This is a genomic window from Geobacter sp. PheSNFMC (genome assembly GCF_059620965.1).
On the sequence record NZ_JCAMRN010000031.1, the window covers coordinates 40,841 to 66,644 of the forward strand.

At 65.0% G+C, this 25,804-nt stretch carries 20 protein-coding genes; 17 read left to right on the top strand and 3 right to left on the bottom strand.

What is annotated here, in order from left to right:
- Window positions 1-196 precede the first annotated feature (196 nt).
- The 13 genes from AC6CDK_RS08750 to AC6CDK_RS08810 all read left to right on the top strand — a co-directional run bounded on the left by AC6CDK_RS08750 (window position 197) and on the right by AC6CDK_RS08810 (window position 14,998).
- Window positions 197-1,792, top strand: a complete 1,596-nt coding sequence (locus AC6CDK_RS08750) for a TIGR00341 family protein (protein ID WP_192905402.1) — start codon at window positions 197-199, stop codon at window positions 1,790-1,792.
- Between the two features lie 59 nt (window positions 1,793-1,851).
- A complete protein-coding gene (locus AC6CDK_RS08755) occupies window positions 1,852-2,622 on the top strand; it encodes a PP2C family protein-serine/threonine phosphatase (RefSeq protein WP_192905403.1) in 771 nt (256 codons plus the stop codon).
- Between the two features lie 81 nt (window positions 2,623-2,703).
- Window positions 2,704-4,998 (top strand): putative monovalent cation/H+ antiporter subunit A, encoded by a 2,295-nt coding sequence (locus AC6CDK_RS08760; protein ID WP_192905404.1) that lies wholly within the window; start codon window positions 2,704-2,706, stop codon window positions 4,996-4,998.
- A gap of 3 nt (window positions 4,999-5,001) precedes the next feature.
- Window positions 5,002-5,409: a Na+/H+ antiporter subunit B gene (locus tag AC6CDK_RS08765; protein ID WP_039643666.1), complete on the top strand. Its 408-nt coding sequence runs from the start codon at window positions 5,002-5,004 to the stop codon at window positions 5,407-5,409.
- On the top strand, window positions 5,410-5,775 hold the full coding sequence (locus tag AC6CDK_RS08770) for a Na+/H+ antiporter subunit C (protein ID WP_039643668.1): 366 nt from the start codon (window positions 5,410-5,412) through the stop codon (window positions 5,773-5,775).
- Window positions 5,772-7,286: a Na+/H+ antiporter subunit D gene (locus AC6CDK_RS08775; RefSeq protein ID WP_039643671.1), complete on the top strand. Its 1,515-nt coding sequence runs from the start codon at window positions 5,772-5,774 to the stop codon at window positions 7,284-7,286. Before AC6CDK_RS08770 ends, AC6CDK_RS08775 begins: the two co-directional genes overlap by 4 nt.
- Window positions 7,283-7,756, top strand: coding sequence for a Na+/H+ antiporter subunit E (locus AC6CDK_RS08780; RefSeq protein ID WP_039643673.1), 474 nt, complete (start codon window positions 7,283-7,285; stop codon window positions 7,754-7,756). The genes AC6CDK_RS08775 and AC6CDK_RS08780 overlap by 4 nt, the downstream gene beginning before the upstream one ends.
- Window positions 7,753-8,028, top strand: a complete 276-nt coding sequence (locus AC6CDK_RS08785; protein ID WP_039643674.1) for a cation:proton antiporter — start codon at window positions 7,753-7,755, stop codon at window positions 8,026-8,028. Before AC6CDK_RS08780 ends, AC6CDK_RS08785 begins: the two co-directional genes overlap by 4 nt.
- Entirely contained in the window at window positions 8,021-8,416 is a 396-nt protein-coding gene (gene mnhG, locus AC6CDK_RS08790; protein ID WP_039643676.1) for a monovalent cation/H(+) antiporter subunit G, read from the top strand. Before AC6CDK_RS08785 ends, mnhG begins: the two co-directional genes overlap by 8 nt.
- A 115-nt stretch (window positions 8,417-8,531) precedes the next feature.
- Window positions 8,532-10,775: an alpha,alpha-trehalose-phosphate synthase (UDP-forming) gene (locus AC6CDK_RS08795; protein WP_192905405.1), complete on the top strand. Its 2,244-nt coding sequence runs from the start codon at window positions 8,532-8,534 to the stop codon at window positions 10,773-10,775.
- Window positions 10,772-11,542 carry a trehalose-phosphatase gene (gene otsB, locus AC6CDK_RS08800; RefSeq protein WP_226048322.1) on the top strand — a complete coding sequence of 257 codons (771 nt, stop codon included), beginning with the start codon at window positions 10,772-10,774 and terminating at the stop codon, window positions 11,540-11,542. Before AC6CDK_RS08795 ends, otsB begins: the two co-directional genes overlap by 4 nt.
- A 209-nt stretch (window positions 11,543-11,751) precedes the next feature.
- Entirely contained in the window at window positions 11,752-12,195 is a 444-nt protein-coding gene (locus tag AC6CDK_RS08805) for a universal stress protein (RefSeq protein ID WP_192905406.1), read from the top strand.
- Between the two features lie 118 nt (window positions 12,196-12,313).
- Entirely contained in the window at window positions 12,314-14,998 is a 2,685-nt protein-coding gene (locus AC6CDK_RS08810) for a UPF0182 family membrane protein (RefSeq protein WP_039643682.1), read from the top strand.
- Window positions 14,999-15,049: 51 nt separating this feature from the next.
- Here the strand turns inward: AC6CDK_RS08810 and AC6CDK_RS08815 are convergent, their stop codons facing one another.
- The gene (locus tag AC6CDK_RS08815; RefSeq protein WP_192905407.1) at window positions 15,050-17,818 is read right to left on the bottom strand and encodes a cation-transporting P-type ATPase; all 2,769 of its coding nucleotides are present in this window, start codon (window positions 17,816-17,818) and stop codon (window positions 15,050-15,052) included.
- A 319-nt stretch (window positions 17,819-18,137) separates the two neighbouring features.
- On the opposite strand from AC6CDK_RS08815, the gene AC6CDK_RS08820 reads away from it, so the two are divergent.
- Genes AC6CDK_RS08820 through AC6CDK_RS08835 form a run of 4 tightly spaced genes read left to right on the top strand, consistent with a single transcriptional unit; the run spans window position 18,138 to window position 24,798 of the window.
- On the top strand, window positions 18,138-19,910 hold the full coding sequence (locus AC6CDK_RS08820) for an SLC13 family permease (RefSeq protein ID WP_226048323.1): 1,773 nt from the start codon (window positions 18,138-18,140) through the stop codon (window positions 19,908-19,910).
- A gap of 12 nt (window positions 19,911-19,922) precedes the next feature.
- Window positions 19,923-20,801, top strand: coding sequence for a mechanosensitive ion channel family protein (locus tag AC6CDK_RS08825; RefSeq protein WP_039643688.1), 879 nt, complete (start codon window positions 19,923-19,925; stop codon window positions 20,799-20,801).
- Window positions 20,801-23,875: a PAS domain S-box protein gene (locus tag AC6CDK_RS08830; RefSeq protein WP_226048324.1), complete on the top strand. Its 3,075-nt coding sequence runs from the start codon at window positions 20,801-20,803 to the stop codon at window positions 23,873-23,875. Before AC6CDK_RS08825 ends, AC6CDK_RS08830 begins: the two co-directional genes overlap by 1 nt.
- Before the next feature lie 5 nt (window positions 23,876-23,880).
- The gene (locus tag AC6CDK_RS08835) at window positions 23,881-24,798 is read left to right on the top strand and encodes a GGDEF domain-containing protein (RefSeq protein WP_192905409.1); all 918 of its coding nucleotides are present in this window, start codon (window positions 23,881-23,883) and stop codon (window positions 24,796-24,798) included.
- Between the two features lie 51 nt (window positions 24,799-24,849).
- Here AC6CDK_RS08835 and AC6CDK_RS08840 read toward each other — a convergent pair whose 3' ends face one another.
- Together AC6CDK_RS08840 and AC6CDK_RS08845 are read right to left on the bottom strand one after the other, a co-directional pair.
- Complete coding sequence (locus AC6CDK_RS08840; protein WP_039643694.1) at window positions 24,850-25,482, bottom strand: carbonic anhydrase; 633 nt, start codon at window positions 25,480-25,482, stop codon at window positions 24,850-24,852.
- A 60-nt stretch (window positions 25,483-25,542) separates the two neighbouring features.
- Window positions 25,543-25,804: AIR carboxylase family protein (locus AC6CDK_RS08845; protein ID WP_496639803.1), on the bottom strand; the 262-nt coding region annotated here is incomplete at its 5' end.

Sequence of the window (25,804 nt, forward strand, 5' to 3'; positions counted from 1 at the left end):
AGTTTGGATACCAAGAATAACAGGCAATGCTACAGCGTGCAAAGGGGCAGCGGACAGACGGCTGCGGAACGGGAGGATTCCGGGGAAGTGTCTGAACTGAGGCGGAGTCCGACACGTCGGTTGTGGTGAGGGGGAATTGCTGGTACTGTTAGAGAACGCTGAATAGCGCTGTCTGAGACGACGGCAGAGGAGCGCCGTGCCGAACGCCTACATCCGCTACAGGATAAAACGCCTGCGCGAGTACATCGCCGAGCGCACTTCCGGGATCGACCACCGGGCCATCATCAAAAACGCCGTGGCAGGGGCCGAGCTTACCGGCAGCTACGTGTCCCTGCTGCTCCTGGCGAGCCTCATAGCCCTGCTCGGGCTTCTGACCAACAGCGTGGCCGTGGTCATCGGAGCCATGCTCATCTCCCCCCTCATGGGGCCGATCCTCTCCTTTGGCCTGGCGTTCACCATCGGCGACCTGGCCCTGGCGAGGCGGGGGCTCCGGGTCATTGCCGTGAGCGTGGGACTCACCATTGCCCTGACCGCGTTCGCGACGCTCCTGTCCCCGCTCAAGGAGCCAACGGCCGAGATTATGAGCCGGGTCCGGCCCAATGTCTATGATCTCTTCGTGGCCGTCCTGGCCGGCACGGCCGGGGCCATTGCCCTCTGCACCAAGAAGAACTACATGATCACCGCGACCGGAGTGGCCGTGGCCACCGCGGTCATTCCTCCGCTGTCGGTGGTCGGTTTCGGCCTGGGCAGCGGGCATCCCCTGCTTGGGCTCGGCGGATTTCTGCTGTTCTTCACCAATTTCGTGGCCATCGTCCTGACGGCCGACCTGGTGTTCTTCCTCTTCAACTTCCGTAGCTCCATGGTTTCCGAGGAAGCATACCCGGCCCGCAAGCGGCTCCTGATCCTCGGCACGGTGCTTGCGCTGTTGTCCATCCCGCTCGTCCACACCTTGGTGAGCGACCTGCGCACGGTGAAGCTCGCCAAGCGGGTGGAACGGGTGTTGAAGATGCACCTGGAGAAGGAAGCCCATTCCAGGGTGACCGGATTCTCGGTAGAGGAGAAAAACGGCGGGATCAGCGTGAACGTAACGGTCAACACGGTAAGGCCCTTTGAGAAAAAGGCCGAGGAGGAGATCGAGAAGGAGATAGGCGCGTTTCTCGGACGGAAGGCAGATCTGAACCTGGAGCAGGTGATGGTGACGGCCGGTTCCATCGAGCCGAAGGCCGAGCTGCCGGCCGTCTCTCCCGGGGGCCAGCCTGCGTCTGCCAGGGACGAGAGCGCGGCAGTGGTTCAGGCATCCGCGTCCCGCCTGCTGAAGGATGTCCGGACTGAGCTGGAGGCGCTCATGGCCCCCTTTGCCGTGCAGGACATGGGGCTGGGCTTCGGCGAAAAACCGGGGCCGGCCCAGGTGTCCGTCGTTATCCGGCGGGATTACCCCCTCACCGATGACGAACGGCTACTGCTTGCCCGGGTCCTGGAGCGCAGGCTGCAGGTGCCGGTGTCCCTGCGGGTGGAGCTGGCACCGTTCCTTTCTCCGGTCACCTTTGACGAAAAGGGGGACCCCTCCGGGGAGAGCCTGGCGGCCATGGCGCTGGTCAAGGGGCTGCCCGGCGGTCCCGGGGCCTTTTCATTCAGGGTGGAGGCGGGGGGAAAGGACGGCAGGCGGCATGCCGACCGGCTGAAGCGCTATCTGATGGAGGAACTCGGTGTGCCGGCCGCCAACGTCGGGGTGCATGTCCGGCCCGGGAGCGGTGCGGACACGGGAGCATCGGTCGTGGTGGTGCGGCGGTAGCTCCGCGTGGCAACTTACGGGGGGAGACTTGCATGGTAACGGAAAAGGGTGGGGGATGCATGCCAGAACAGGCACACCCGGCAGGGGACGGCGTGGCCGTGGCGAGCCGCATCCAGCAGTTGCTCCTGCCGAAGACCCCGCCGGCCTGCAGGTGGGGATGCATCGGGGTGATGAACCGGATGGCGACCGCGCTGGGGGGCGATTACTTCGATTTCATTTCCATGCCCGACGGCCGGGAGATGGTGTTCATCGGCGACGTAACCGGCCACGACATCCAGTCGTCGGTGGTGATGTCCCTGGTCTACGGTTTTTTGCACCACTGCGCCCTGACCGTTGACAACCCCCTCAGCATGGTGTCCCAGTTGAACCGGTTCCTCGTCCGTTTCGCCGACCACGGCGTGGAACTGGATCATCATTTTTCATCGACCTTGTTCCTGGGGATCATCGACCCCGCCTCCCTGCGCATGGAGTACGTGAACGCCGGGCACGTCCCGCCGCGGGTGCTGAGGCGGAACAGCCTTCACCGTCTTGCGTCCACGTCGCCGCCGGTCGGCTTCTTTGCCGAAGCCGAGGTGACGACCGGTTTCTTCGGGTTCGAGCGGGAGGACCGCCTGCTCCTCTATACGGACGGCATCCTCGATGCGTCCAATGGTACCGAGACCTTCGGGGCCGAACGGCTTGACGCGTTCCTCAAAACCACGGCCGGGAGCTACATCTGGTTCATGGACGAGCTTGCCGCCGCGTTGCGGGACTTCGGGGCGGGCGACCCGCCCGATGACGACTGCAGCGCCATCGTGATCGACATCCGGGAACCCGGGACAGGAGCCTGAACCGGGCCGTTCCCCTGCCGCCGCCTGCTTCGCGGTGGGCATGGAGTACGCGGGCACTCCGCTGACAACGGGGCTATTCCTATGATTTATGCCATTCTCTCGGGATTCGGGGCCGCTCTGGCCGCCCCTCTGATCCACCGCCGGGTTCCCCGGTGGGGCGGGTGGCTCTGCGCCCTGGTTCCCCTGTCCCTTTTTTGCTTCTTCGGGATGCAAACCGGGACAGTGGCGTCTGGACGAGCGCTCCGAACCGCCTACGAGTGGATTCCGTCCCTGGGGGTCGACCTCTCCTTCTCCCTTGACGGCCTGAGTCTCCTGTTCGCCCTGATCATCAGCGGCATCGGCGTGCTCGTGGTGGCCTACGCCTCCTCCTACCTCCACGGCCACCACCATCTGGGGCGCTTCTACGGCCTGATCCTCGCGTTCATGGCCGCCATGCTCGGCACGGTCCTGGCCGGTGATCTGATTACCCTGTTCGTGTTCTGGGAGTTGACCGGCCTCTGCTCCTATCTCCTGATCGGCTTTGACCACGGCCGGGCTGCGGCGCGCAAGGCAGCACTCCAGGCATTGCTGGTGACCGGCGCCGGCGGGCTGGCGCTCCTGGCGGGATTCATCCTGCTGGGGCAGGCGGCGGGGAGTACGGACCTGGCCACGATCTTCCAGAGGGGCGAACTGGTGCGGAGCCATGGGCTCTATCTGCCGGTCCTCCTTCTGGTCCTGGCCGGCGCCTTCACCAAGTCGGCCCAGTTCCCCTTCCACTTCTGGCTTCCCGGCGCCATGGAGGCGCCCACGCCGGTCAGCGCCTATCTCCACTCGGCCACCATGGTGAAGCTGGGAATCTATCTCCTGGCGCGCCTCTCGCCGGTGCTGGGGGGGACCGATGCCTGGTTCTGGTGGGTAACCGTGGCGGGCGGAGCCACCATGGTGGCGGGCGGAGGGGTGGCCCTGCTCCGGAGCGACCTGAAGCAGATCCTCGCCTATTCCACGGTGAGCGCCCTGGGGACCCTCACGCTGCTGCTGGGGCTCCATACCCCGGCCGCCACCACGGCCGCCATGGTCTTTCTCATGGTCCACGCCCTCTACAAGAGTGCCCTGTTCCTGGCAGCCGGAGCCGTGGACCACGGCGCCGGCACCCGGGACCTGGCGCGGCTCGGCGGATTGGCGCGGGCCATGCCGTGGGTCGCCGCCGGGGCGGGGCTCGCGGCCCTCTCCATGGCCGGGGTGCCGCCGCTGGTGGGGTTCATCGCCAAGGAACTCCTCTACGAGGCCAAGCTCCAGGCGCCCCTGGCGGCAGGGTTCGTGACCGTTGCCGGTTTCATCGGCAACGCCTTCACCGTGGCGGTGGCGGTCCTGGTGGGGTATCTCCCCTTCTTCGGGCGCAGGCCCGATCCGGATCTGCACCATCACCGGGTGGAGCCGCTCCTCTGGTTTCCTCCCCTGGTGCCGGCCCTGCTGGGGTTCGTGATCGGCGTCTTCCCCGGCCTGGTTGGGCGATGGCTGGTGGAGCCGGCAGTGGTCGCGGTGCGGGGGGAATCGGTGCCGGTGGACCTGGCCCTCTGGCACGGCGTGACTCCGGTCCTCCTCCTGGGCGCGGCCACCGTGGCAGCCGGCGTCGGCATCGCCCTTGCCCGGGAGAGGGTGCTTCGTCGCCTCCCCGCTGGTGATGGTACGGGTTGGGGACCCGAGCGCTGCTACGGGCTCCTCCTCGCGGGAATGATCGCCCTGGCCGAACGGCAGACCCGCATGCTTCAAAACGGCAGGCTCCGCTATTACCTGATGACCGTGGTGGGGACCGCGGTGTTTCTCATGACCGTGGCCATGTTCCGGAGCGGGGAGTTCCCGCGCCAGCTTCCCCGGCCGGACGGCGGGCTCCACGAATGGTTCGCCGCCGGCGTAATCATGGCCGGGGCCCTGACGGCGGCGACGACCACCTCGCGGCTGGCGGCGGTGGCCGGGCTCGGCGCGGCGGGGTACGGGGTGGCCCTGGTCTACATCCTTTTCGGCGCACCGGACCTGGCCATGACCCAGTTCTGTATCGAGACCCTCTCCATTGTCCTGTTCGTTCTGGTGCTCTACCGTCTGCCGCGCTTCTCGCTGCTCTCGCGGCCGGCGGGGAGGATGCGGGATATCCTGGTGGCCTGCTCCATTGGCGGCTTCATGACGGTGCTGGTCCTGCTGGCGGTGTCCCAGACCCTGGTCCCCCACATCAGTTCCTATTTCCTGGAACACAGCATGCCGGCGGGGCATGGCCGCAACGTGGTCAACGTGATCCTGGTGGATTTCCGGGCACTGGACACCCTGGGGGAGATCACGGTTCTGGCCGTGGCGGGCCTGGGGGTCTACGGCCTCATGAAGGCCCGGGACAGAGAGGGGGGCTAGGCCATGCAATCACTCTTTCTGGCAACCGCGGTCCGGCTTCTCCTGCCGCTGCTGCTGCTCTTCTCGCTCTTTCTTCTCCTGCGCGGGCACAATGAGCCGGGCGGGGGGTTCGTTGGGGGGCTCGTGGCCGCGGCCGCCTTTGCCCTCCACGCCCTGGCCCATGGCGTGGCCGCGGCCCGGCGGGTGCTCCGGGTGGAGCCGCGTCGCCTGGTGGCGGTGGGGCTCCTGACCGCCCTGGTGAGCGGCCTCATCCCCCTGGCCCTGGGGCTTCCCTTTCTCACGGGGCTCTGGAGCATCCTGCCGGTGCCGGTCATCGGCCATGGCGGCACGCCGATCCTGTTCGACACGGGAGTCTATCTGGTGGTGGCCGGGATGGCGCTCATGATCGTGTTCAGCCTGATGGAGGAATAGGTGGAAAGCGTTCTGGCAATCGTCATCGGCGGGCTGTACGCAGCAGGGCTCTACCTCATGGTGCGGCGGAGCATCGTCAAGATGATCTTCGGCCTGGCGCTTCTGGGGAATGCGGCCAATCTCCTCATCTTCACCGTGGGGCGCCTCACCCGCGGGCGGCCCCCCTACGTGCCGGTCGGCGGGACCGAGCCGGTCCCGCCGGTGGCCGACCCGCTGCCCCAGGCCCTGATCCTGACCGCCATCGTCATCGGCTTCGGGGTGCAGGCCTTTGCCCTGGTCCTGATCAAGCGGGTCTACCAGACCGTGGGCACCGATGACCTGGACGAGATGACCACGACCGATACCGATCCCCGGAGCAATGGATGAAACTTTTTCTCTTCCTTCCCCTCATCATTCCCCTGGCCACGGCTGTGGCAGGGCTTCTCGCCTGGAACCGGCGAGGGGTGCAGCGGCTGTTGGGCATCTGCGGCACGATGGCGCTCCTGGGGACAGGGGTGGGGCTCCTCGCGATCGTGCAGCGCCAGGGGGTGGTCAGCGTCCAGGCGGGGAACTGGCCCGCCCCCTTCGGCATCACCCTGGTGGCCGACCTGTTCAGCGCCGTCATGGTTGTGGTGGCTGGTGCCATGGGGCTGGCGGTGGCGGTCTACTCCCTGGCGAGCGCCGACATCGAGCACGAGTCCCTGGGGTACCATCCCCTCATGCAAGTGCTGCTGCTGGGGGTCTGCGGATCGCTCCTGACCGGGGATCTGTTCAACCTCTACGTCTGGTTCGAGGTGATGCTCATCGCCTCATTCGTCCTGTTGGCCCTTGGCGGGCGCCGGGAGCAGATGGAGGGGGCCATCAAGTACGTGGCCCTGAACCTGATCGCCTCGGCCTTTTTCCTGGCCGGGATCGGCATTCTCTACGGAATGGCCGGCACCCTGAATATGGCGGACCTGGCGAGGCAGCTCAGGGAGGTCCCCCACGGCGGCACCGTGCCGGTCATCGCCGCGCTCCTCTTTGCTGCCTTCGGGATCAAGTCGGCGGTGTTTCCGCTCTTTTTCTGGCTTCCTGCCTCCTACCACACCCCGCCCGTGGCGGTAACCACCATCTTTTCGGCATTGCTGACAAAGGTGGGGGTCTATGTGCTGGTACGGATATTCACCCTGATTTTCGTCCAGGAGGCCGAGGCCGGCCAGGCCCTGATTCTGGCGGCGGCCGGACTCACCATGGTGACCGGGGTCCTGGGAGCCGTGGCCCAGCACGAGATGAGGCGCCTGCTCTCGTTCCACATCGTGAGCCAGATCGGCTATCTGGTCATGGGGCTCGGCCTCCTGACCCCCCTGGCGCTGGCTGGCACGGTATTTTTCATGGTCCACGTCATCGCGGCCAAGTCGGCCCTGTTCCTGGTGGCCGGCATCGTGAAGCGGCTGACCGGCACCACGGAACTGGGTGAACTGGGAGGGCTCTACGAGGGGCGCCCCTTGGTGGGGATGCTTTTTCTGGTGCCGGCCATGGCCCTGGCGGGCATTCCGCCCCTGTCCGGTTTCTGGGCCAAGCTGGCCCTGGTGCGGGCAGGCCTTCTGGAGGGGCGGTACGTGGTGGTGGCCGCGGCCCTGGCCGTGAGCATCCTGACCCTCTTCTCCATGACCAAGATCTGGGCCGAGGCGTTCTGGAAGGATCGTCCCGTGCCGCCGGGGGAGCCCCGCGTCCTCTACCATCCCCACGTCGCCGGAAGGGCGTGGCTGCTCCTGGGAATGCCGGCCCTGCTCCTGGCCCTGACCACGGTGGTCATGGGGGTAGGGGCGGAGCCGGTATTCCGGCTTTCCCTGGCAGCGGCCGATCAGTTGCTCAATCCCGATCTTTATATCGCTGCAGTGCTGGGGGCGAAACCGTGACCCCGTTTCTTGCCAATATCCTTCTGGCCCTGGCCTGGATGGCCCTTACCGGCACCTACACGGCCGGCGGGTTTTTCACTGGCGTGGCCGTGGGGTTCTTCGTGCTCTGGATTGCCCGCCGGGGACGGGGCACGACCGGTTATCTCGCCAGGGTGCGGGCCGTGGCGGGTTTCATTGCCTTCTTCTGCCGGGAACTGGTGCTGGCCAACCTGCGGGTGGCCCACGACGTTCTCACGCCGCGCCATCATATGACCCCGGGCATCGTGGCGGTGCCCCTGGATGTGGAGAGCGACCTGGAAATTACCGTGCTCGCCACCGTGATCACCCTTACGCCGGGAAGCCTGAGCCTTCACCTGGCCGACGACCGGCGGACCCTTTATGTCCATGCCATGTATGCAAACGACCCGCAAGCCCTGGTGAGGGAGATCAAGGAGGGGTTTGAGCGCCGGGTCAGGGAGGTGTTTCGGTGACCCTCGACGCATTTGTCAGTTATGTGGTCCTTCCCCTGCTCGGAGGGGGAATCGTGCTGGCCTTCGTGCGGCTGGTCCGGGGGCCGAGCCTGCCGGACCGGGTGGTTGCCCTGGACCTGATGGCGACCCTCATCATCGCCCTGTCCGCCGCCTATGCTGTGGCTACCGGACAGCACGCCTACCTGGACGCGGCCATCGTCCTCGCCCTGGTCATCTTTCTGGGGACCGTGGCCTTTGCCTACTATCTGCACCGGAGCGGCGGCGGTGCGTGACACGATCATCGCCATGCTCCTGGGCGGGGGGACCTTTTTCGCCGTGGTGGCCGCCATCGGCATCGTGCGGTTCCCTGACATCTATGTGCGGCTCTCGGCGGCCACCAAGGCATCCACCCTGGGGGTAAGCCTCATGCTGGCAGGGGTGGCGCTTTTCTTCGACGACGCCGCCGTCACCGGGAAGATCGCCGCCATTATCGTCTTCATCGTCCTGACGGCGCCGGTGGCGGCCCACATGCTGGGCCGGAGCGCCTATTTCAGCGGGGTCCCCCTCTGGGAGAAAAGCGTCCGGGACGACCTGGCGTCCTCGGGGGAGCGGTGCTCGCGGGACGATGGCGCCGGGGACGGCGGCCCGGCCGATTCCGGTGTCAGAAAAGGACCCGATTAGCATCAAGTCTTCCGCTACCCTTGCCAAACTCCCCATCTCCCCGTGCGGGGAGGCCGGGGTGGGGGAGGGTCGTCGGAAGATCAGTGCTGATCAGGGAAAAGGATAAGGAGTCTGCATGATTTCACTACGATCGCTGCGCTTGTCATTACGCTTCATCATTCCGCTGGCCGTGGCGCTGGCGCTGCTGGCCTACGCGGTGGTGCCGCTGGTGGACAGATTGACCCTTCACTGGTTCATCAGAGACCTGGACATCCGCTCCCGGCTCATCGCGGGCACCCTCCGGGAACCTCTTGCCGAGTTGCTGCCGCAGGGAGACCGGACAAAGATCAATACGCTCCTGCTTCGGGCCATTCAGGATGAGCGCCTGCTGGCATTGGGCTACTGCGACGGCAACGGAGTGCTGCGCTACAGCACTCCCACCTTCCCCGATTCGCTCGACTGTTCGTCGGTTGCCCGGCCGGAGGACGGGACCGAGGGATCGCTCCGCCATCTTCCCCAGGGGGCGGTCCATGTCTCCCTTCATCCCATTGGGGCTGAAGGGAAATCGATGGGCACCCTGATCCTGGTCCACGACATGAGCTTCGTGGAGCGTCGCAGCGCTGACACGCGCAAGTACGTGATCGCCCTTTTTGCGGTGCTTGGCGTGGTAATCTCCCTTATTACGGTATTCGTCGCCCACCTCAGTTGGCGCGGTTGGGTGGAGGGGGTCCGCGCCATGCTGCGGGGCGAGGGAATCCTCCGCCCGTTCAGCCCGCAGGCCCCCAGCTCCGAACTCCAACCCCTGGTGGGAGACCTGAAGGCGCTCCTGCGCGCCCTCGATGCCGAGCGCCGCTTCGCCGACGACGCCACCATCACCTGGAGCCCAGAGGCTCTGCGGACACTTCTGCACAAGCATCTGGTCGGGGAACGGATCCTGGTCGTTTCCAACCGTGAACCCTATATCCATGACAGAAAGGGCGACAGCATCGAGGTCCACCGTCCGGCCAGCGGCCTGGTCACCGCCGTGGAGCCGGTCATGCGGGCCTGCTCGGGAACCTGGATCGCCCATGGCAGCGGCTCAGCCGACCGGGAGACGGTCGACGTCCACGACCGGGTCCGGGTGCCGCCCCACAAGCCCGAATACAACCTGCGGCGGATCTGGCTCACCAAGGAAGAGGAAGAGGGGTACTACTACGGATTCGCCAACGAAGGGCTCTGGCCCCTCTGCCATATCGCCCACGTGCGCCCGGTGTTCCGCACCAGCGACTGGCAGCAGTACGTCAGGATCAACCAGCGGTTCGCCGACGCCGTGGTCAAGGAGGCGGACAGCGACGATCCGGTGGTGCTGGTGCAGGACTATCACTTCGCGCTCCTGCCCGCTATGATCCGCAAGGCCCTGCCCAAGGCCACCATCATCACCTTCTGGCACATTCCCTGGCCCAACCCGGAGTCGTTCGGCATCTGCCCCTGGCGGGAGGAACTGCTCAAGGGGATGCTGGGGAGCACCATCCTCGGTTTCCACACGCCCTACCACTGCAAGAACTTCCTGGAGACGGTGGATCGCTACCTGGAGACCCGGATCGAGCATGAATCGTCCACCATTTCCCGCCGCGGCCAACTGACCATGGTGGAGAGTTACCCCATCTCCATCCAGTGGCCGCCGGCCTGGCAGGGGACCCTGCCGCCGGTGGACGTGACGCGGAGCGAAATCCTTGGTGAGCTGGGGCTTCCCCCGGACCACCTGATCGGGGTCGGGGTCGACCGGATGGACTATACCAAGGGAATCCCGGAGCGATTCATGGCGGTGGAGCGGCTGTTCGAACTGCACCCCGAACTGGTGGGGCGCTTCACCTTTGTCCAGATCGCCGCGCCGAGCCGGTCGGCCCTGGAGGAGTACCAGGCATTCAAGGCGCGGGTCCATTCCCACGCGGAGCGGATCAACGGGCGTTTCAGCCGTGACGGTCGCCCGGCCATCATCCTCAAGGCCGAGCACCACGAACCCGAGCAGGTCAACCGTTACTACCGCGCCGCCGATGTCTGCATGGTCACCAGCCTCCACGACGGCATGAACCTGGTGGCCAAGGAGTACGTGGCGGCCCGGGAGGACGAGCGGGGAGCCCTGGTGCTGAGCCAGTTCACCGGCGCGGCCCACGAACTGCACGAGGCCCTGATCGTCAATCCCTACCATGTGGAACAGACCGCCGAGGCCCTTCACCGGGCCCTCACCATGCCCGACTACGAACAACGTGAGCGGATGCGGAGCATGCGATCGCTGGTGCGCGATTTCAACGTCTACCGCTGGGCTGGCCGGATGCTGCTGGATGCGGCGCGGGTCCGCCAGCGGGAGAGGCTGGCCGCCCGGATCGGGGGCGAGTCATGACCGGGGATCACGGGATGACCTATCTGTTCAGCCATGCCGGCCGCGAAGAGCTGCGGGATTTCGTCGACCGGTCCACCCTGTTCGCCTTTGATCTCGACGGCACCCTGGCCCCCATTGTTGCCGACCCGTCACGGATCATGATCCCGCCAGACGTGCACGAGCGCCTGGTCCGCCTGAACGGCATGGCATCCGTTGCCGTCGTTACCGGCCGTGCCCGGGCCGATGCGGCGCGGCACCTCGGCTTCGAGCCCCGCTTCCTGGTGGGAAACCATGGTGCCGAGGGGCTTCCCGGCGCCGATGCCGCGGAGCGCGGATTCGTCAGCCTCTGCCGCGGCTGGAGGACGCAGTTGGGGGCCCTTCTGCCGGAAGGGGAGGGCACCGGCATCGTCATGGAGGACAAGGGGGCCACCTTGTCGCTCCATTACCGAAGCGCCCCTGCCCGCGAGACAGCTCATCAACGCATCCTGGATGCCGTCTCCCGCCTGGTGCCCGCGCCCCGGCGGGTTTCCGGCAAGGAGGTCGAGAATCTCGTGCCGGCGGCCGCGCCCCACAAGGGGGACGCGCTTCGTCGCATCATGCGCCATCTCGGCAACGCCCGCGCGCTCTTTGTCGGTGACGACGTGACCGACGAGGACGTGTTCCGCCTCGGCGACGAAGCCATCTTCGGGGTTCGGGTCGGGAGCTCTGCCGGCACCGCGGCCCGCTACTTCATCCGGGGACAGGATGAGATGGCCTCTCTGCTTGATGAGGTTCTGGCCACGTTCTGAAAGGTTCCCGGTGCACGGGGGCGGTTGCCGGATGCCATCCTCGCCCATGCCCGTGAGAAGTTGAAACCCGTTACGGGATAATTCTGGTAAAGGCATGGTATTTCGAGTTGTTATGAAATAATGCCCACGATCGGCCTGATGGCGATGTATCGTATCGGCACGTCTTTTCATGGCATTCCCGATTTCGGACAAGGAAGGGAGGGGACGGAATGAAAATTCTCCTTGCATTCGATGGCTCACCCAGCAGCGATGCCGCGGCCATGGAAGTATGCCGCCGTCCGTGGCCCCCGGGGAGCGAGGTCCGTGTTATCACCGTGCTTTCTCCTGTTGAGCCGAACCTGTTGGGCGGTGAGGGCTACCAGGCTACGGCCTTTGACTACATCATCAGTCGTCAGGAAACTGCTGCAATCGAGCGCCTTGACGCGGTAACGGCCGAATTCGAGCAACGGGCGCCGGAATTAAGCGTTACCTCGGCACTGCTGGCGGGACGCCCCAAGGACGCCATTCTCACCGAAGCCGAGCGCTGGGGCGCGGACCTGATCGTCGTCGGGGCCCACGGATATGGCATGGTCAGGCGTTTGTTGCTTGGCTCGGTATCCCTGGCCGTTGCACTTCATGCACCCTGCTCCGTGGAGATCGTGCGGGGGGCCTGAAGGAGCCATACCGCGGATTCAGTGATGCTGCGGCCAGATCCTCCCGCGCCGGACGTCATCGCCGAACAGCCGGATCACGGCTCTGTTGCACATAGATATCACCCAAGGGAGCTTGTTGATGGTCAAAAACCGATCTCTTCTCATTCTTGCCGCCGTGTTCGTGGTCCTTCCCGCCGCGCTGTCGCTGATCACCTTCTACACCGACTGGCTCTTTTTCCGGGAAACCGGTTACACCCAAGTGTTCACGACGGCGCTCACGGCCAAGATCGGGGCCGGGCTCGCCTCCGGGCTCTTCATGTTCGCGTTCACCATGGTCAATCTGCACTTCGCGAACCGGGCCTCCTTCCCCCTCACCCCCCGCGGCGTGTTTTTCGAGGGAGGCAATGTCTACCGCCTCCAGCGCGACGAGATGGCGCAGATGGCGAAACCCCTAAGCATCCTGGCCGCCCTTGTCCTGTCGCTTCTTGCCGGCAGGTGGGGCGCCCTGCAGTGGCAGAACCTGCTTTTGTTCGCGAACGGCGTCACGGTGGGCACCAGCGATCCGATCATGGGGAAGGATCTGGGGTTCTACCTGTTCAGCCTGCCGCTGCTGGAGCATGTGAAGGGGTTTGCCGCCTTCACGGTGCTCGTCACCGGCGTCATGGTCGGGGCGGTCTACTTCTTCCGCGGCGGTATCGCCCTGTCGGAGCGGGGGGCCGATGTGGACGGCGCGGTGAGGCGTCACCTGGCCATTCTGCTGGGGATCTTCTCGCTCACGCTGGCCGCGGGCTTTTACCTGGAAGCCGTGCAACTCCTCCTTGCCGGCGGCAACTCCTTCCACGGCGCCGGTTATGTGGATGTCAACGCCCGGCTCCCACTCTACCGGGTTCTCGCCCTGGGCACCCCCCTTGCCGGCGCCGTGGTGGCGTTCGGCATCTGGAAGGGAGCCTGGCGCCCGGCGCTGATCCCGCCGATCATCGTGGCCGCCGTCTACGGCATCGGCATCGCGGGGTATCCGGTCTTGCTGCAGAAATTCAAGGTCGCCCCCAACGAACTGGCCCTGGAAACCCCCTACATCGCCAATTCCATCCAGTTCACCCGGCTCGGCTATGACCTGGACAAGATCAAAACCGTTCCCTTTGATGTGGAACTCAACCTGTCGGCCGCCGACATCGCACAGAACGACGCCACCATCAGGAACATCAGGCTGTGGGATCACGGGCCGCTCCTCAAGACCTACAGCCAGTTGCAGCAGATCAGGACCTACTACAAGTTTTTCGACGTGGACAACGACCGGTACCTGGTGAACGGCCAGTACACCCAGGTGATGCTCTCGCCGCGGGAGCTCTCCTACAACGATCTCCCCAGCAGAAACTGGATCAACGAACGGCTCATCTTCACCCACGGCAACGGCCTGGCCGTCGGTCCGGTCAGCAGGATCAGCAAGGAGGGGCTTCCGGAATTCTTCATCAAGGATATCCCGGCGGTCAGCTTGGCCGACATCAGGGTGACGCGACCGGAGATCTACTACGGCGAGCTCTCCAACGACTATGTCATCGTCGGGACCAGGGTGCCGGAATTCAGCTATCCGACCGCCACGGGCAACATCAATACGGCCTACGGGGGCAAGGGGGGGGTGGCGCTGGACTCAATGCTCCGCAAGGCCCTGTTCGCCGTCCGGTTCAAAACGGAGAAAATCCTCCTCTCGTCCGACATTACCGACCAGAGCCGCATCCTCTACTACCGCACCGTGGGTGAGCGGGTCAAGACGGTGGCCCCCTTTATCCGGTTCGACGGTGACCCCTACCTGGTCGTGGCCGACAACGGCACCCTCAAATGGATCATCGACGGCTATACCCATTCGAGCCGGCTCCCCTATTCGAAGCCGCTCAGGGGCGGCATCAACTACATGAGAAACTCGGTGAAAGCGGTGATCGACGCCTACGACGGCACCCTGGACTTCTATATCAGCGATCCCGACGACGTCATGATCAAGGTCTACGCCCGGATCTTCCCGGGACTCTTCAAGCCCCTGTCCGTCATGCCGGCCGACCTGCGGGGTCACATCCGCTACCCCCACCAGTTCCTCCAGGTCCAGGCAGCCATGTTCGCCACCTACCACATGACCGATCCCAAGGTCTTTTACAACCGGGAGAACCTCTGGGAGATCCCCGTGCTGGGCGAAGCGCCCATGGAGCCCTACTACACGGTCATGAAGCTGCCGGGGGAGACCCGGGAGGAGTACATCCTGCTCCTGCCCTTCACCCCCTCCAAGCGGGACAATCTGGCCGCCTGGCTCACGGCCCGCTGCGACGGCGAGAACTACGGCAAGCTCCTGGCCTACACCTTCCCCCGTGACCGGCTCATCTACGGGCCCAAGCAGATCGACGCGCGGATCAACCAGGACTCGCACATCTCCCAGCAACTGACCCTCTGGAGCCAGCGCGGCTCCCAGGTCATCCGGGGGAGCATGCTGGTGATCCCCATCGAACAGTCGCTGCTCTACGTGCAGCCCCTGTTCCTGGCCGCGGCGGACAAGGCTGGGTTGCCCGAATTGAGGCGGGTCATCGTTGCCTACGGTGACGAGGTGGTCATGGAGGAGAGCCTGGAACTGGCCCTGCAGCGGATCTTCGGCGGGAAACGGGCGCCGGTGGCCGGCGTTGCGGCAGCCCCTGAGGACGGGAAGTCCTCAACGGGCGACCTGGCCCGGGAGGCCATGAGCATCTTCGAGCGGGCCACCAACCTGCAGCGGCAGGGGGACTGGGCCGGCTACGGCGAGGAGTTGCGGAAACTGCAGCAGGTACTGAAGCAACTGGCCCGGTGAAGGGGGGCAGGTACACGGGACCGCGGGCTTGAACCCGTCCGCATGCATCCCTTAGCCCCGGCGACGCCTTCTGAACCACTTGTCCAGCGAGATGGCCGGCAGGACGGCTGCCCCCGCCAGCATGGCATAGAGCCAAGAGCTGCCGTCGAGGGGGGCCGTGCCAAAGACGGCCTGCAACTGCGGCAGGTAGATGAAGCACGCTTGCAACAGCAGCAGGATGCCGATGCCGATGAATATGGATGGATTGCTGAAGACCCCCTGGGAGAAGAGGGAGTCGTGCAATGACCGGCAGTTGAGCAGGTAGAAGATCTGGGAGAAGGTAATGCCGGTTACGCAGATGGTCTGGGCCTCGGCCAGGGCGAGGGCATGCCGGGCCGACGTGAGCGGCTCGGGGCCGGCGATGCGGAAGTACTCCCAGAGAAAGAGGCCGCAGCCCCCGGCGGCCATCAGGGCCGCGACGATGATCAGGCGCGCTACGATGAAGCGTGAAAAGACCGGTTCGTCGGGAGAGCGGGGGGCGCGCCGCATGGCGTTGGGCTCCAGCACCTCGAAGGCCAGGGGGATCGACAGGGCAACGCTCGCCACCAGGTTGATCCAGAGCGTCTGGCTGGGGGACATGGCCGTGAGCAGTTCGTTGACCCCGTCGACCCTGATGGTGGGAAAGAAGAACATGGACAGGGACAGGGTGCAGGCCAGCCCCAGGTTGGTGGGGAGCACGAAGGCCAGAGACCTGATCAGGTTGTCGTACACTCGGCGGCCTTCCTCCACCGCCGCGGCGATGGAGGCGAAATTGTCGTCCATGAGCACCATCTTGGCCGCTTCCTTGGACACCGCCGTGCCGGTGATCCCCATGGCCACGCCGATGTCGGCCCGCTTCAGGGCCGGGGCGTCGTTCACCCCGTCCCCGGTCATGGCCACCACGTATCCCCGGGACTGAAGGGCCTCCACCAGCCGGATCTTGTGCTCCGGCGCCACCCGGGCGTAGACGTTGGTCGCCTGGGCCACCTCCTGAAGCTGCGCATCCGTGAGCCCGTCCAGCCGGCGCCCCTCCACGGCGTTCTGCCCGTCCTGCAGCAGCCCCAACTGACGGCCGATGGCTTCGGCCGTCACCGGGTGATCGCCGGTGATCATCTTTACGGTGATGCCTGCCCCGTGACAGGCCCGGATGGCATCCATGGCCTCGGTCCGCGGCGGGTCGATCATGCAGAGGAGTCCCGCAAAGGCGAGCCCCCCTGCCACGTCCGCCGGGGAGATCTGCTCCGTCCGCCCGGCATCCTTCCCGGCAAGGGCGATCACCCGCATCCCCTGGCGGGCGTAGGTGTCCATGGCTGCGTGGATCAGGCGCCGCTGCGCTTCATCAAGGGCGCACCGCTCGACAACGATCTCCGGCGCGCCCTTGAGCAGAATGCGGTGCGCGCCGTCCAGCCGGTTGAGGGTGGCCATGAATTTGGTGTCCGACTCGAAGGGGATCACGTCCAGGCGCCCGTGGCGGGTGCGCAGCTCGTGGTCGTCCAGCCCCGCTTTCCGGCCGGCAACCACCAGGGCGGCCTCGGTCGGGTCGCCGGTGATGGCCCAGCCGTCCCCCTCCGGGTGGAGCGCGGCATCGCTGCACAGCACGGCGCCGGTCAGAAGGTCCGCCAGTGACGGCGGGATATCCGCCTGGCGGATGCCGTCATGCTCGATATCTCCCTCCGGCGCGTAGCCGACGCCGGAGAAGCGGTATTCGCGGCCTTCCAGCCAAGCCACCTGCACCGTCATCTCGTTGCGGGTGAGAGTGCCGGTCTTGTCCGAGCAGATGACCGAGGTGGAACCCAGGGTTTCGACCGCCGGAAGATGGCGGACCACGGCGTGGCGGTCGGCCATGCGCCTGACGCCGATGGCCATGCAGATGGTGATGACCGCCGGCAACCCCTCGGGGATCGCGGCCACGGCCAGGGAAACGGCAACCATGAGCGCCTCGCCCGTCGGCGCATCCTTGATCCAGATACCGAAGACTATCAGCACCGTCACCACGACCACCACGGCCACGGTGATCCCGCTGCTCACCGTGGCCAACTGCCGGGTGAGGGGGGTCTCCAGTTGCCCGGTCTGATTCAGCAGCGCATTGATCCTCCCCAGTTCCGTACCGTTCGCCGTGGCCACCACCACTCCGGTGGCCGTCCCCTGAACCACCAGCGTCCCGCTGTATGCCATGCAGGCCCGGTCTCCCAGCGGGGCGTCCGGCGCCACCGGATCCGTATGTTTCGCCACCGGCAGGGACTCGCCCGTGAGAGCCGCTTCTTCTGCCAGGAAATTCTTGACCCGGATCAGGCGCAGGTCGGCCGGGACCTTGTCACCGCTCTGGAGGGTCACGATGTCGCCGGGGACCAGATCCTCGGCCGGCACTGCCACGGGTTGCCCCTCCCGCAGGGCCGTGGCCGCCTCCGGGATCATGGCGGAAAGGGCTTCGATGGCCTTGCCGGCCCGGTATTCCTGGATGAAGCCGATAAAGGCGTTGATCCCCACCGCGCCGAACACCACCATGGCGTCGGTGGGCTTGCCCAGGGCGAGGGCCAGGGCGCCGGCGGCGATCAGGAGCCAGCCGATGGGGTTGTTGATCTGGCGCCAGAGCAGGAGCAGGGGGCCGTCGCTCCCCGTGCGGGACAGAATGTTGGGACCGACCCGCCGGAGCCGCTCCGTCGCCTCGGCCGCCGTCAGCCCGGTGGGGCCTGACTGCAGCCTGGTCAATGCGTCCTGCTCCGGCAAGGCATGCCACGACGGTCCGTCCGGTCTGGGCGCGCTGTTATTCGATGTGCCGGTCAATCCGGATTGTTTCCGCACATGACCCTCTCAATTGCAGTGACAGAGATCACGTCCCGCTTCGGCTGGCGAAATGAGGTGCTGGCAACGGGGAAGTCCGCAGATGGGGCACCGGGGGAGCGCGACGGCATGGTCGGCATCCGTGGTGGAGTCCCGTGGAGTGTCGATTCGATTCTAGCATGGAGATGCCGTTGCGCAACGCACCGCCTGAAAAACCGGTCTCTCATGAAGCCGATTGCGTCCATTCTGGTATAGTTTATTGTCACCGGCCGACGGAGGCCGGAGAACGAAACGATCAAAGAGGGCGCGCGGCCTTTCGTTCGGGAGTGCATCGGTGACCATGGAAATCATGATCGTGCTGGGACTGGTCGTCTCCGCGATAATCCTTTTCGCCACAGAGCGGCTTCCGGTCGACATCGTTGCCCTGATCCTCATGGCAACGATGCTCCTCTCCGGCATTATCACCCCGGCGGAGGCCATCGGCGGGTTCAGCAACCCGGCCACGGTTACCGTGGGGGCCATGTTCGTCCTCTCGGCAGGGCTCTACCGTACCGGCGCCGTCAATGCGGTGGGGGGCGCACTGGCCCGCCTGGGGCGGAAGAGTTCCTGGCTGGCCCTTGGCGCCATGATGCTCTTCATCGGGACCATTTCCGCCTTTATCAATAACACGGCAGCCGTGGCCATTTTTCTTCCCATCGTCCTCGGCGTGGCCCGTGACACCCATACCAGCGCCTCCCGCCTCCTGATGCCCCTTTCCTTTGCATCCATGTTCGGCGGGGTCTGCACTCTCATCGGCACATCCACCAACATCCTCGTCAGCTCCATTATCGAGCGCCATGGACTTCCCCCGATCGGGATGTTCGAGCTGACCGGCATGGGGCTCGTCTTTTTCTGCGCCGGGACTCTCTATATGCTCCTGGCAGGGGTGCGGCTCATTCCCGACCGGGGAGGCGAGGATAATGGCGAGAGGCGGCTCCGGTCCGGCGATTATCTGACCGAGATCATCATCCAGCCCGAGGCCCGCTCGGTGGGCGCAGTGCTCGCCGAATCGCCGCTGCTGCACGAGTTGGAGTTGAAGAGCGTGGAGGTCTTCAGGGACGGGCGCCGGCTCGACAACGCTCAGGAACAGATCGTGCTCCGGGCGGGGGACCATCTGAAGGTCATCTGTGATCTGGAAAACTTCCGCAAGCTCCAGCAGCGCCGGGGTATCGCCCTGAAGCAGGAGCTCGATCAGGGCGCTGCGGGCGGAGAACCGGAGGCGACTACCCTGGTGGAGGCGGTGATCGCCCCAAACTCGACCCTCGACGGACGGAGCCTCAAAGAGGCCCGGTTCCGCTCCCGCTATGGTGTCACTGCCCTTGCCATCAGGCATCGGGGGCGCGTCATGCGGGAGATCCTGGAGACGACCGTGCTGAGGGCCGGCGACGTCCTCCTCTTCGGCATGGCTCCCCGGGAAATCGAGCGGCTGCGCCTGGACCGCACCTTTGTCGTTATCTCCGAGGTGCAGGCACCGGTCTTTCGCAAGCGCAAGACCGCCATCGCCCTTGCCGTAGTGACGGCCGTGGTGACGGCTGCCGCCCTCAACGTGATCCCCATCATGACCGGTGCCATCGTCGGGTGCATCGTCATGGTGCTTGCCGGCTGCCTTTCGCCGGACGAGGCCTACGAAGCGGTCGAGTGGAAGGTCATCATGCTCATGGCCGGAGTGGTCACCCTCGGCGTTGCCATGGAAAAGAGCGGGGCAGCCCTGTTCCTGTCGAAATTCATCGTCTCCGCCGTGGGGAGCGCGGGGCCGACGGCAATGGTGGCAACCCTGTACCTCTTCTCGGCCCTTATTACCGCGGTGCTCTCCAACAATGCCACCGTGGCCCTGCTGATACCGATCGTTTTCGCCACCGCCGACTCACTGGACGTCGATCCGCGTCCTCTCATCATGGCGATCACCTATTCGGCGTCCCTTGACTTCATGACCCCCTTCGGCTACCAGACCAACACCCTCATCTACGGACCGGGGCGTTACCGGTTCAGTGATTATCTCCGGGTCGGCACGCCGCTCAACATCCTCTTCTGGATACTGGCGACGATCTTCATCCCCAGGTTCTGGCCCTTTTAACCAGGAGGCCCGATGGAAACGTTCCGCGATATTCTGGTTCAGCTCAGGCAATTTCTCGAGGTTCCCCTCGTGAGGCTGGGAGGGGCTCCGGTCACCCTCTGGGCCATCATTCAACTGGTGGTGCTGGTGGTGCTCCTCTTCTACCTGTCGGGCAAGCTCCGGACCTGGATTGTCGATCAGCTTCTCTCCCGGACCAGGATGGAGCCGGGTGCCCGCCAGGCCACCGGCTCCATCATTCGCTACACGGTCATTGCCGTCGGGTTCGTTGTCATCTTGCAGACCGCGGGCATCGACCTCACCGCACTCAACGTCCTGGCAGGCGCCGTGGGCATCGGTCTCGGTTTCGGCCTTCAGAACGTCGTCAACAACTTCGTCAGCGGCATCATCATCCTCTTCGAGCGCCCCATCAAGGTGGGGGACCGGATCGTGGTGGGGACCGTGGAGGGGGATGTGATCCACATCGGCGGCAGGAGCACCACGGTGGTGACCAACGACAACATCACCATCATCGTGCCCAATTCCAAATTCATCACCGAGAATGTGGTGAACTGGAGCCACAACGAACGAAAGGTCCGGTTCCGGATTCCGGTCAGCGTCGCCTACGGCAGTGATGTTCACCTGGTGGAACGGCTCCTTCTGGAGGTGGCGGCCGCCAACCCCGATGTGCTGGAAAAGCCGGCTCCGGGCGTGCGCCTGATGGCGTTCGGCGAGAGCGGCCTCAACTTTGAGCTGCGGGTCTGGAGCACGACCCTCATCCATCGGCGGGGATTCCTTACGAGCACGCTCAATTATGCTATTTACAAAATATTTGCCGACAATGGCATTGAGATTCCGTTTCCTCGGCGCGATATTCGCGTGCTAACGGATGGTGTCGGTAACCGGGTGCAATGATGAAACAGTCTTCCAAGGCAAAGCACTATGCGGTGCTCATGGGTGTTGCGTGGACTCTTGCCGTTGGCGTTTCGCTGCTCTGGAGTTTCGTCCAGGAGCGGGATGCGAGCCATGAGGCAGCGAGGGTGGCCGCCAGGGCCCAGTTCGAGAAGGACATCGTATACCGGCGCTGGAACGCCGGTCACGGCGGCGTATATGTCCCGGTAACGGAACGCGCCCAGCCCAATCCGTGGCTTGCCGGCCAGAGATACCGGGATGTGGAAACCACCACGGGGCAGCGGCTCACCCTCATCAATCCCGCCTACATGACACGCCAGGTCCACGAGCTCAGTTACGAGAGTTCGGGCATCCGCGGCCACATCACGAGCCTCAGGCCCATCAGGCAGGCCAATGCCCCTGATCCGTGGGAAACCCGGGCCCTGGAATCCTTCGAGCGCGGGCAGCAGGAATACTCCTCGGTCGAACAGATGGACGGCGTTCTCCATCTGCGCCTGATGAGGCCGCTGATGGTGGAGCAGTCCTGCCTGGGATGCCATGCCGGCCCGGGCTATTCAGTGGGAGACGTTCGCGGGGGGATCAGCGTTTCGGTCCCCCTTGCGCCCTATTCGGCCCTTGCCCGGAAACAGATGGCCGCAACGGGCGCGGGCCATCTGACCTTCTGGGCCGTGGGGCTGGGGGGCATCATCCTGGCGGCGCGCCGGATCTCCCGCGACGACCGCTCTCTTCTCTTGCAGCAGGCCCGGCTTGCCGAGAGCGAAGAGCGCAACCGGCTCCTTTCCGAGGTGGCCCTGGAGGGGATCGTTATCCACGACCAGGGCGTCGTCCTGGATATGAACGCCAGATTCGCGAAGCTTTCCGGCTATTCCCGGGAGGAGCTGCAGGGCGTAAACGTGATCTCCCTGCTGTTCCATCCGGACGATATCGGCTCCCTGCTCGATAAGATTGGCAGGGCATATTCCGAGCCCTACCAGGTGCGGGGGGTGAAAAAGGACGGGACAGTCTTCGATGTGGAGATCGAGGGCTATAATATGCAGTACGGGGGCAAGTCCGTGCGGGTCGTGTCGGTGCGGGACATCACCGAGCGCAGGCGGGCCGAGGAGGCCCTGCGCGAAAGCGAGGTGCTCTTCAGGACTCTGTTCGAGCATCATGCGGCCGTGAAGCTGATCATCGATCCCGCCACCGGTGCCATCGTTGACGCCAATAACGCGGCGGCGCGCTTCTACGGCTGGTCCCGCGAGCGGCTCAAGGCCATGAATATCCGGGATATCAACATCCTTTCACCCGCAGAACTGGCGAAAGAGCTGGAACATGCCGAAACAATGGAGCGGATCCACTTCTTTTTCCGTCACCGCCGGGCTGACGATTCCATCCGGGACGTGGAGGTGTTCTGCAGCAGGATCGAGGTAAAGGGGAAAAGGTATCTGCACTCCATCGTCCACGACGTTACCGAGCGCAAACGGACAGAGGAAGAGCTCGTTCTCGCCAAGGAGCAGGCCGAATCCGCCAACAGGGCAAAGTCGGACTTCCTCGCCAACATGAGCCATGAGATCCGCACTCCCATGAACGGCGTGATCGGCATGATCGGGCTGCTGCTGGAAACGGGGCTCGCGGACGAGCAGCGGCGGTATGCCGAAACCGTCCGGACCAGCGCCGAATCACTGCTGCAGATCATCGACGACATTCTCGATTTCTCCAAGGTCGAGGCCGGCAGGCTGGAGATGGAAACCGTGGACTTTGACCTGCGCATCCTGCTGGATGATTTGGCAGAGCAGATGGCGTTCAAGGCGAATGAAAAGGGGTTGACGTTCACCTGCTCGCTCCCGTCCGAGGTGCCCCGATTCCTGAGGGGCGATCCGGTCCGGCTGAGGCAGGTGCTGGTCAATCTGGCGGGGAATGCCCTCAAATTCACCCACCAGGGGGAAATCTCCGTGCAGGTCAGCCCCCTGGCGGAAACGGACGATTCGACCATGCTCCGCTTTGCCGTCTGCGATACCGGCATCGGCATCCCGCCGGAGAAAACGGAGCTTCTGTTTGAGAAGTTTACCCAGGCGGATGCCTCGATCACGCGCAACTATGGCGGCACCGGCCTCGGCCTGGCCATCTGCAGGCGGCTGGTGCAGATGATGGGCGGAGAGATCGGGGTCACCAGCCGGCCCGGCGCGGGGTCAGAATTCTGGTTCACGGCCTCCTTCGGCACACAGCACCTCCCGGACCGGAAGTACTCTCCGGAGAACAGTGCCCGTCCGGGCGACGGAGACGACCCGCTGCAACTGCTTCGGGCTCTGGCGCGCGACAACATCCGTATCCTGCTGGTGGAAGACAACGCCACCAACCGGCAGGTGGCCCTCGGGATCCTGAAACGGCTCGGCCTGCGGGGCGAGGCCGTGACCAACGGCGCAGAGGCATTGGACGCGCTGGCGGCGACTCCCTACGACCTGGTCCTGATGGATGTCCAGATGCCGGTGATGGACGGTTTCGAGGCAACCCGGCGCATTCGCGACGTCCGTTCCCCGGTCCTCAACCACGAGATTCCCGTCATCGCGCTCACGGCCCATGCCATGAAGGGGGACCGGCACAAGTGTCTGGACGCGGGCATGAACGACTATCTGGCCAAACCGATCTTTCCCCGCGCCCTGGCCGAGATGCTGGTCAGGTGGCTCACTGGCCGCTGCCGGGTTTCAGGCGGCAGCGACGGGGAACGCGCGGACCCGGTGCCGGGTGTGCCGGATGGGATTCCCGTGTTTGACCGGCTGGGTTTGCAGGAGCGGCTCATGGGAGACGAGTCGCTGGTGGCAGAGGTCGTTGCGGCATTCCTGGCAGATATGCCCGGTCTGGTAGGACGGCTCAGGGCGGGCGTTGCTGCCGAAGAACCGGCAACCGTGGCCCATTGGGCCCATACCATCAAGGGTGGGGCCGCCAGTGTCGGCGGGGAGCGGCTGCGGACGGCGGCCGCCGCCATGGAACATGCGGCTGTTGCCGGAGACGCGGGTGGTGCCGCCCGCTGCATGAGCGTGCTGGAAGATGAATTCGGTCGTTTGCGCAAGGCCATGGAGCAGGGCTGCGCCAAGGAGTGATGCCTATGCGGATTCTCATCGCCGATGATGATGTAACCTCACGCACCATGCTTACCGGACTGATGAAACGGTGGGGTTACGACGTGGTGGAGGCTATCGATGGGGCGCAGGCCTGGGAAGAGCTGCAACGGAGCGATGCCCCCAGGCTGGCGGTCTTGGATTGGGTCATGCCCGTCATGGACGGGGTTGAGGTGATCCGGCTGGTCCGTGCCCGGTCAGCGGAACATCTGCCCTACATTCTGCTGCTCACGGCCAAAAATGGCACTGACGACATAATCCGCGGCCTTGATGCCGGCGCCGACGATTATGTGGGCAAACCGTTCAGCCTCGGAGAGCTGCGTGCCCGGATCCAGGTGGGCCGCCGCACCGTTGAGCTGCATTCGATACTGCTCGAGACCCAGAGTGCACTGAATCACCAGGCCACCCACGACCCGTTGACCGGCGTCCTGAACCGGCGCGCGATTCTCGGCCACCTGGAGAAGGAACTGTCCCGGATCAGGCGGGATGGGGGAAGCCTGAGCATCGGCATCCTGGACATCGATCACTTCAAGCGGGTAAACGACCGTTACGGCCATCAGGCCGGGGACGAGGTGCTGTGCGGCTGCGTCGAGGTGCTGGGGAGGCTGCTCAGGGATTATGATCTGCTGGGCCGCCTGGGAGGAGAAGAGTTCCTCGTGGTAGCTCCCGGTACGGGAGATGAGTGCGGGCATCTCTATGAACGGCTTCGGGCGGCCATATCCTCGACAACGTTCACCTCCAGGGTTAAACCGGTGTCCGTAACCGTGAGCATCGGTGTTGCCTCGTGCGACGGCACCACCTGCCTGGACGATTTGCTGGCAGCGGCCGATGACGCCCTGTACCGGGCCAAGAGATCGGGCCGTGACCGGGTTGTTCATTCGGACTCCCCGGATCGGCGGGAGTGACCGGTTGGGGGTACGCGCCCTTTACCGGCCAGGGCCCATGTGCTGCCGCTCCTACCTGAGCACCTCGAACCGGCCCTGCTCCGGCGCATAATCGAGCAGTTCGCCCGCGGCCAGGTCGAAATACCAGCCGTGGAGGGTCAGTTCGCCGCGGGACACCCGCTCATCGATCCAGGGAAAGGAGAGGAGATTTTCCAGGGAAAGGATAATGGCGGCCTGCTCGGCGGCCCGCTGCTGCAGCTCCGGTCCCTTGTCCGGCAGTTCAGCCAGCACCCGCTCCCGGGCCGGGATGGCGATGGACATCCAGCGGGAGATGAATCCGCCTCCCTTGCAGCCGCAGGACCCTTTCATGAGGGCATTGATGCCGCCGCACTGGGAATGTCCCAGGACGATGATGTGCTCGACTCCCAGGTGGCAGACCGCGAACTCCAGAGCTGCGCTCACCCCGTGATGCCCGCCGTTTTCCTCGAACGGAGGGACCATGTTTGCCACGTTGCGGACGCTGAAGATATCGCCCGGCGCGCAGTTGGTGAGGATGGCCGGGTCGACCCGGGAGTCGGAACAGGCGATGATCATGGTCTTGGGGGTCTGCCCCTGCTTCAGGTGCTCAAAGGGCGAGTATTCGGAACCGAAGTAATCCTCCCTGAACCGGCGGAACCCCGTGATGAAGCGTTCGATATCCTTCATGGTGCCTCCATGGCGCGGCGCCCCGCCCGGGGGAAGGGGCGCCGCGAGCTCTCATCTCCGTTACTTGACGCACAAGGCGAGTTTTGCCAGGGCCTCGTCGGCGGTCAGGTCGTAGCGTTCGCGCTCCTTCCGGGCCGCCTCCTCCAGGGCTTTGTCGATCTCCGGGTATTTGAGGGCCAGGATTCTGGCCGCCAGCATGGCCGCATTGCGGCTCCCGTCGATGGCCACCGTGGCCACCGGCACGCCCGGGGGCATCTGCACGGTGGAGAGGAGGCTGTCCATTCCCGAAAGGGGGCCGTTGCCGAGCGGCAGGCCGATGACA

Coding starts and splice junctions, on each gene's coding strand:
- AC6CDK_RS08835 (WP_192905409.1), top strand. CDS start 23,881: ATGCGGATTCTCATCGCCGATGATGATGTAACCTCACGCACCATGCTT.
- otsB (WP_226048322.1), top strand. CDS start 10,772: ATGACCGGGGATCACGGGATGACCTATCTGTTCAGCCATGCCGGCCGC.
- AC6CDK_RS08805 (WP_192905406.1), top strand. CDS start 11,752: ATGAAAATTCTCCTTGCATTCGATGGCTCACCCAGCAGCGATGCCGCG.
- AC6CDK_RS08795 (WP_192905405.1), top strand. CDS start 8,532: ATGATTTCACTACGATCGCTGCGCTTGTCATTACGCTTCATCATTCCG.
- AC6CDK_RS08825 (WP_039643688.1), top strand. CDS start 19,923: ATGGAAACGTTCCGCGATATTCTGGTTCAGCTCAGGCAATTTCTCGAG.
- AC6CDK_RS08810 (WP_039643682.1), top strand. CDS start 12,314: ATGGTCAAAAACCGATCTCTTCTCATTCTTGCCGCCGTGTTCGTGGTC.
- AC6CDK_RS08775 (WP_039643671.1), top strand. CDS start 5,772: ATGAAACTTTTTCTCTTCCTTCCCCTCATCATTCCCCTGGCCACGGCT.
- AC6CDK_RS08840 (WP_039643694.1), bottom strand. CDS start 25,482: ATGAAGGATATCGAACGCTTCATCACGGGGTTCCGCCGGTTCAGGGAG.
- AC6CDK_RS08820 (WP_226048323.1), top strand. CDS start 18,138: ATGGAAATCATGATCGTGCTGGGACTGGTCGTCTCCGCGATAATCCTT.
- AC6CDK_RS08760 (WP_192905404.1), top strand. CDS start 2,704: ATGATTTATGCCATTCTCTCGGGATTCGGGGCCGCTCTGGCCGCCCCT.
- AC6CDK_RS08755 (WP_192905403.1), top strand. CDS start 1,852: ATGCCAGAACAGGCACACCCGGCAGGGGACGGCGTGGCCGTGGCGAGC.
- AC6CDK_RS08765 (WP_039643666.1), top strand. CDS start 5,002: ATGCAATCACTCTTTCTGGCAACCGCGGTCCGGCTTCTCCTGCCGCTG.
- AC6CDK_RS08830 (WP_226048324.1), top strand. CDS start 20,801: ATGAAACAGTCTTCCAAGGCAAAGCACTATGCGGTGCTCATGGGTGTT.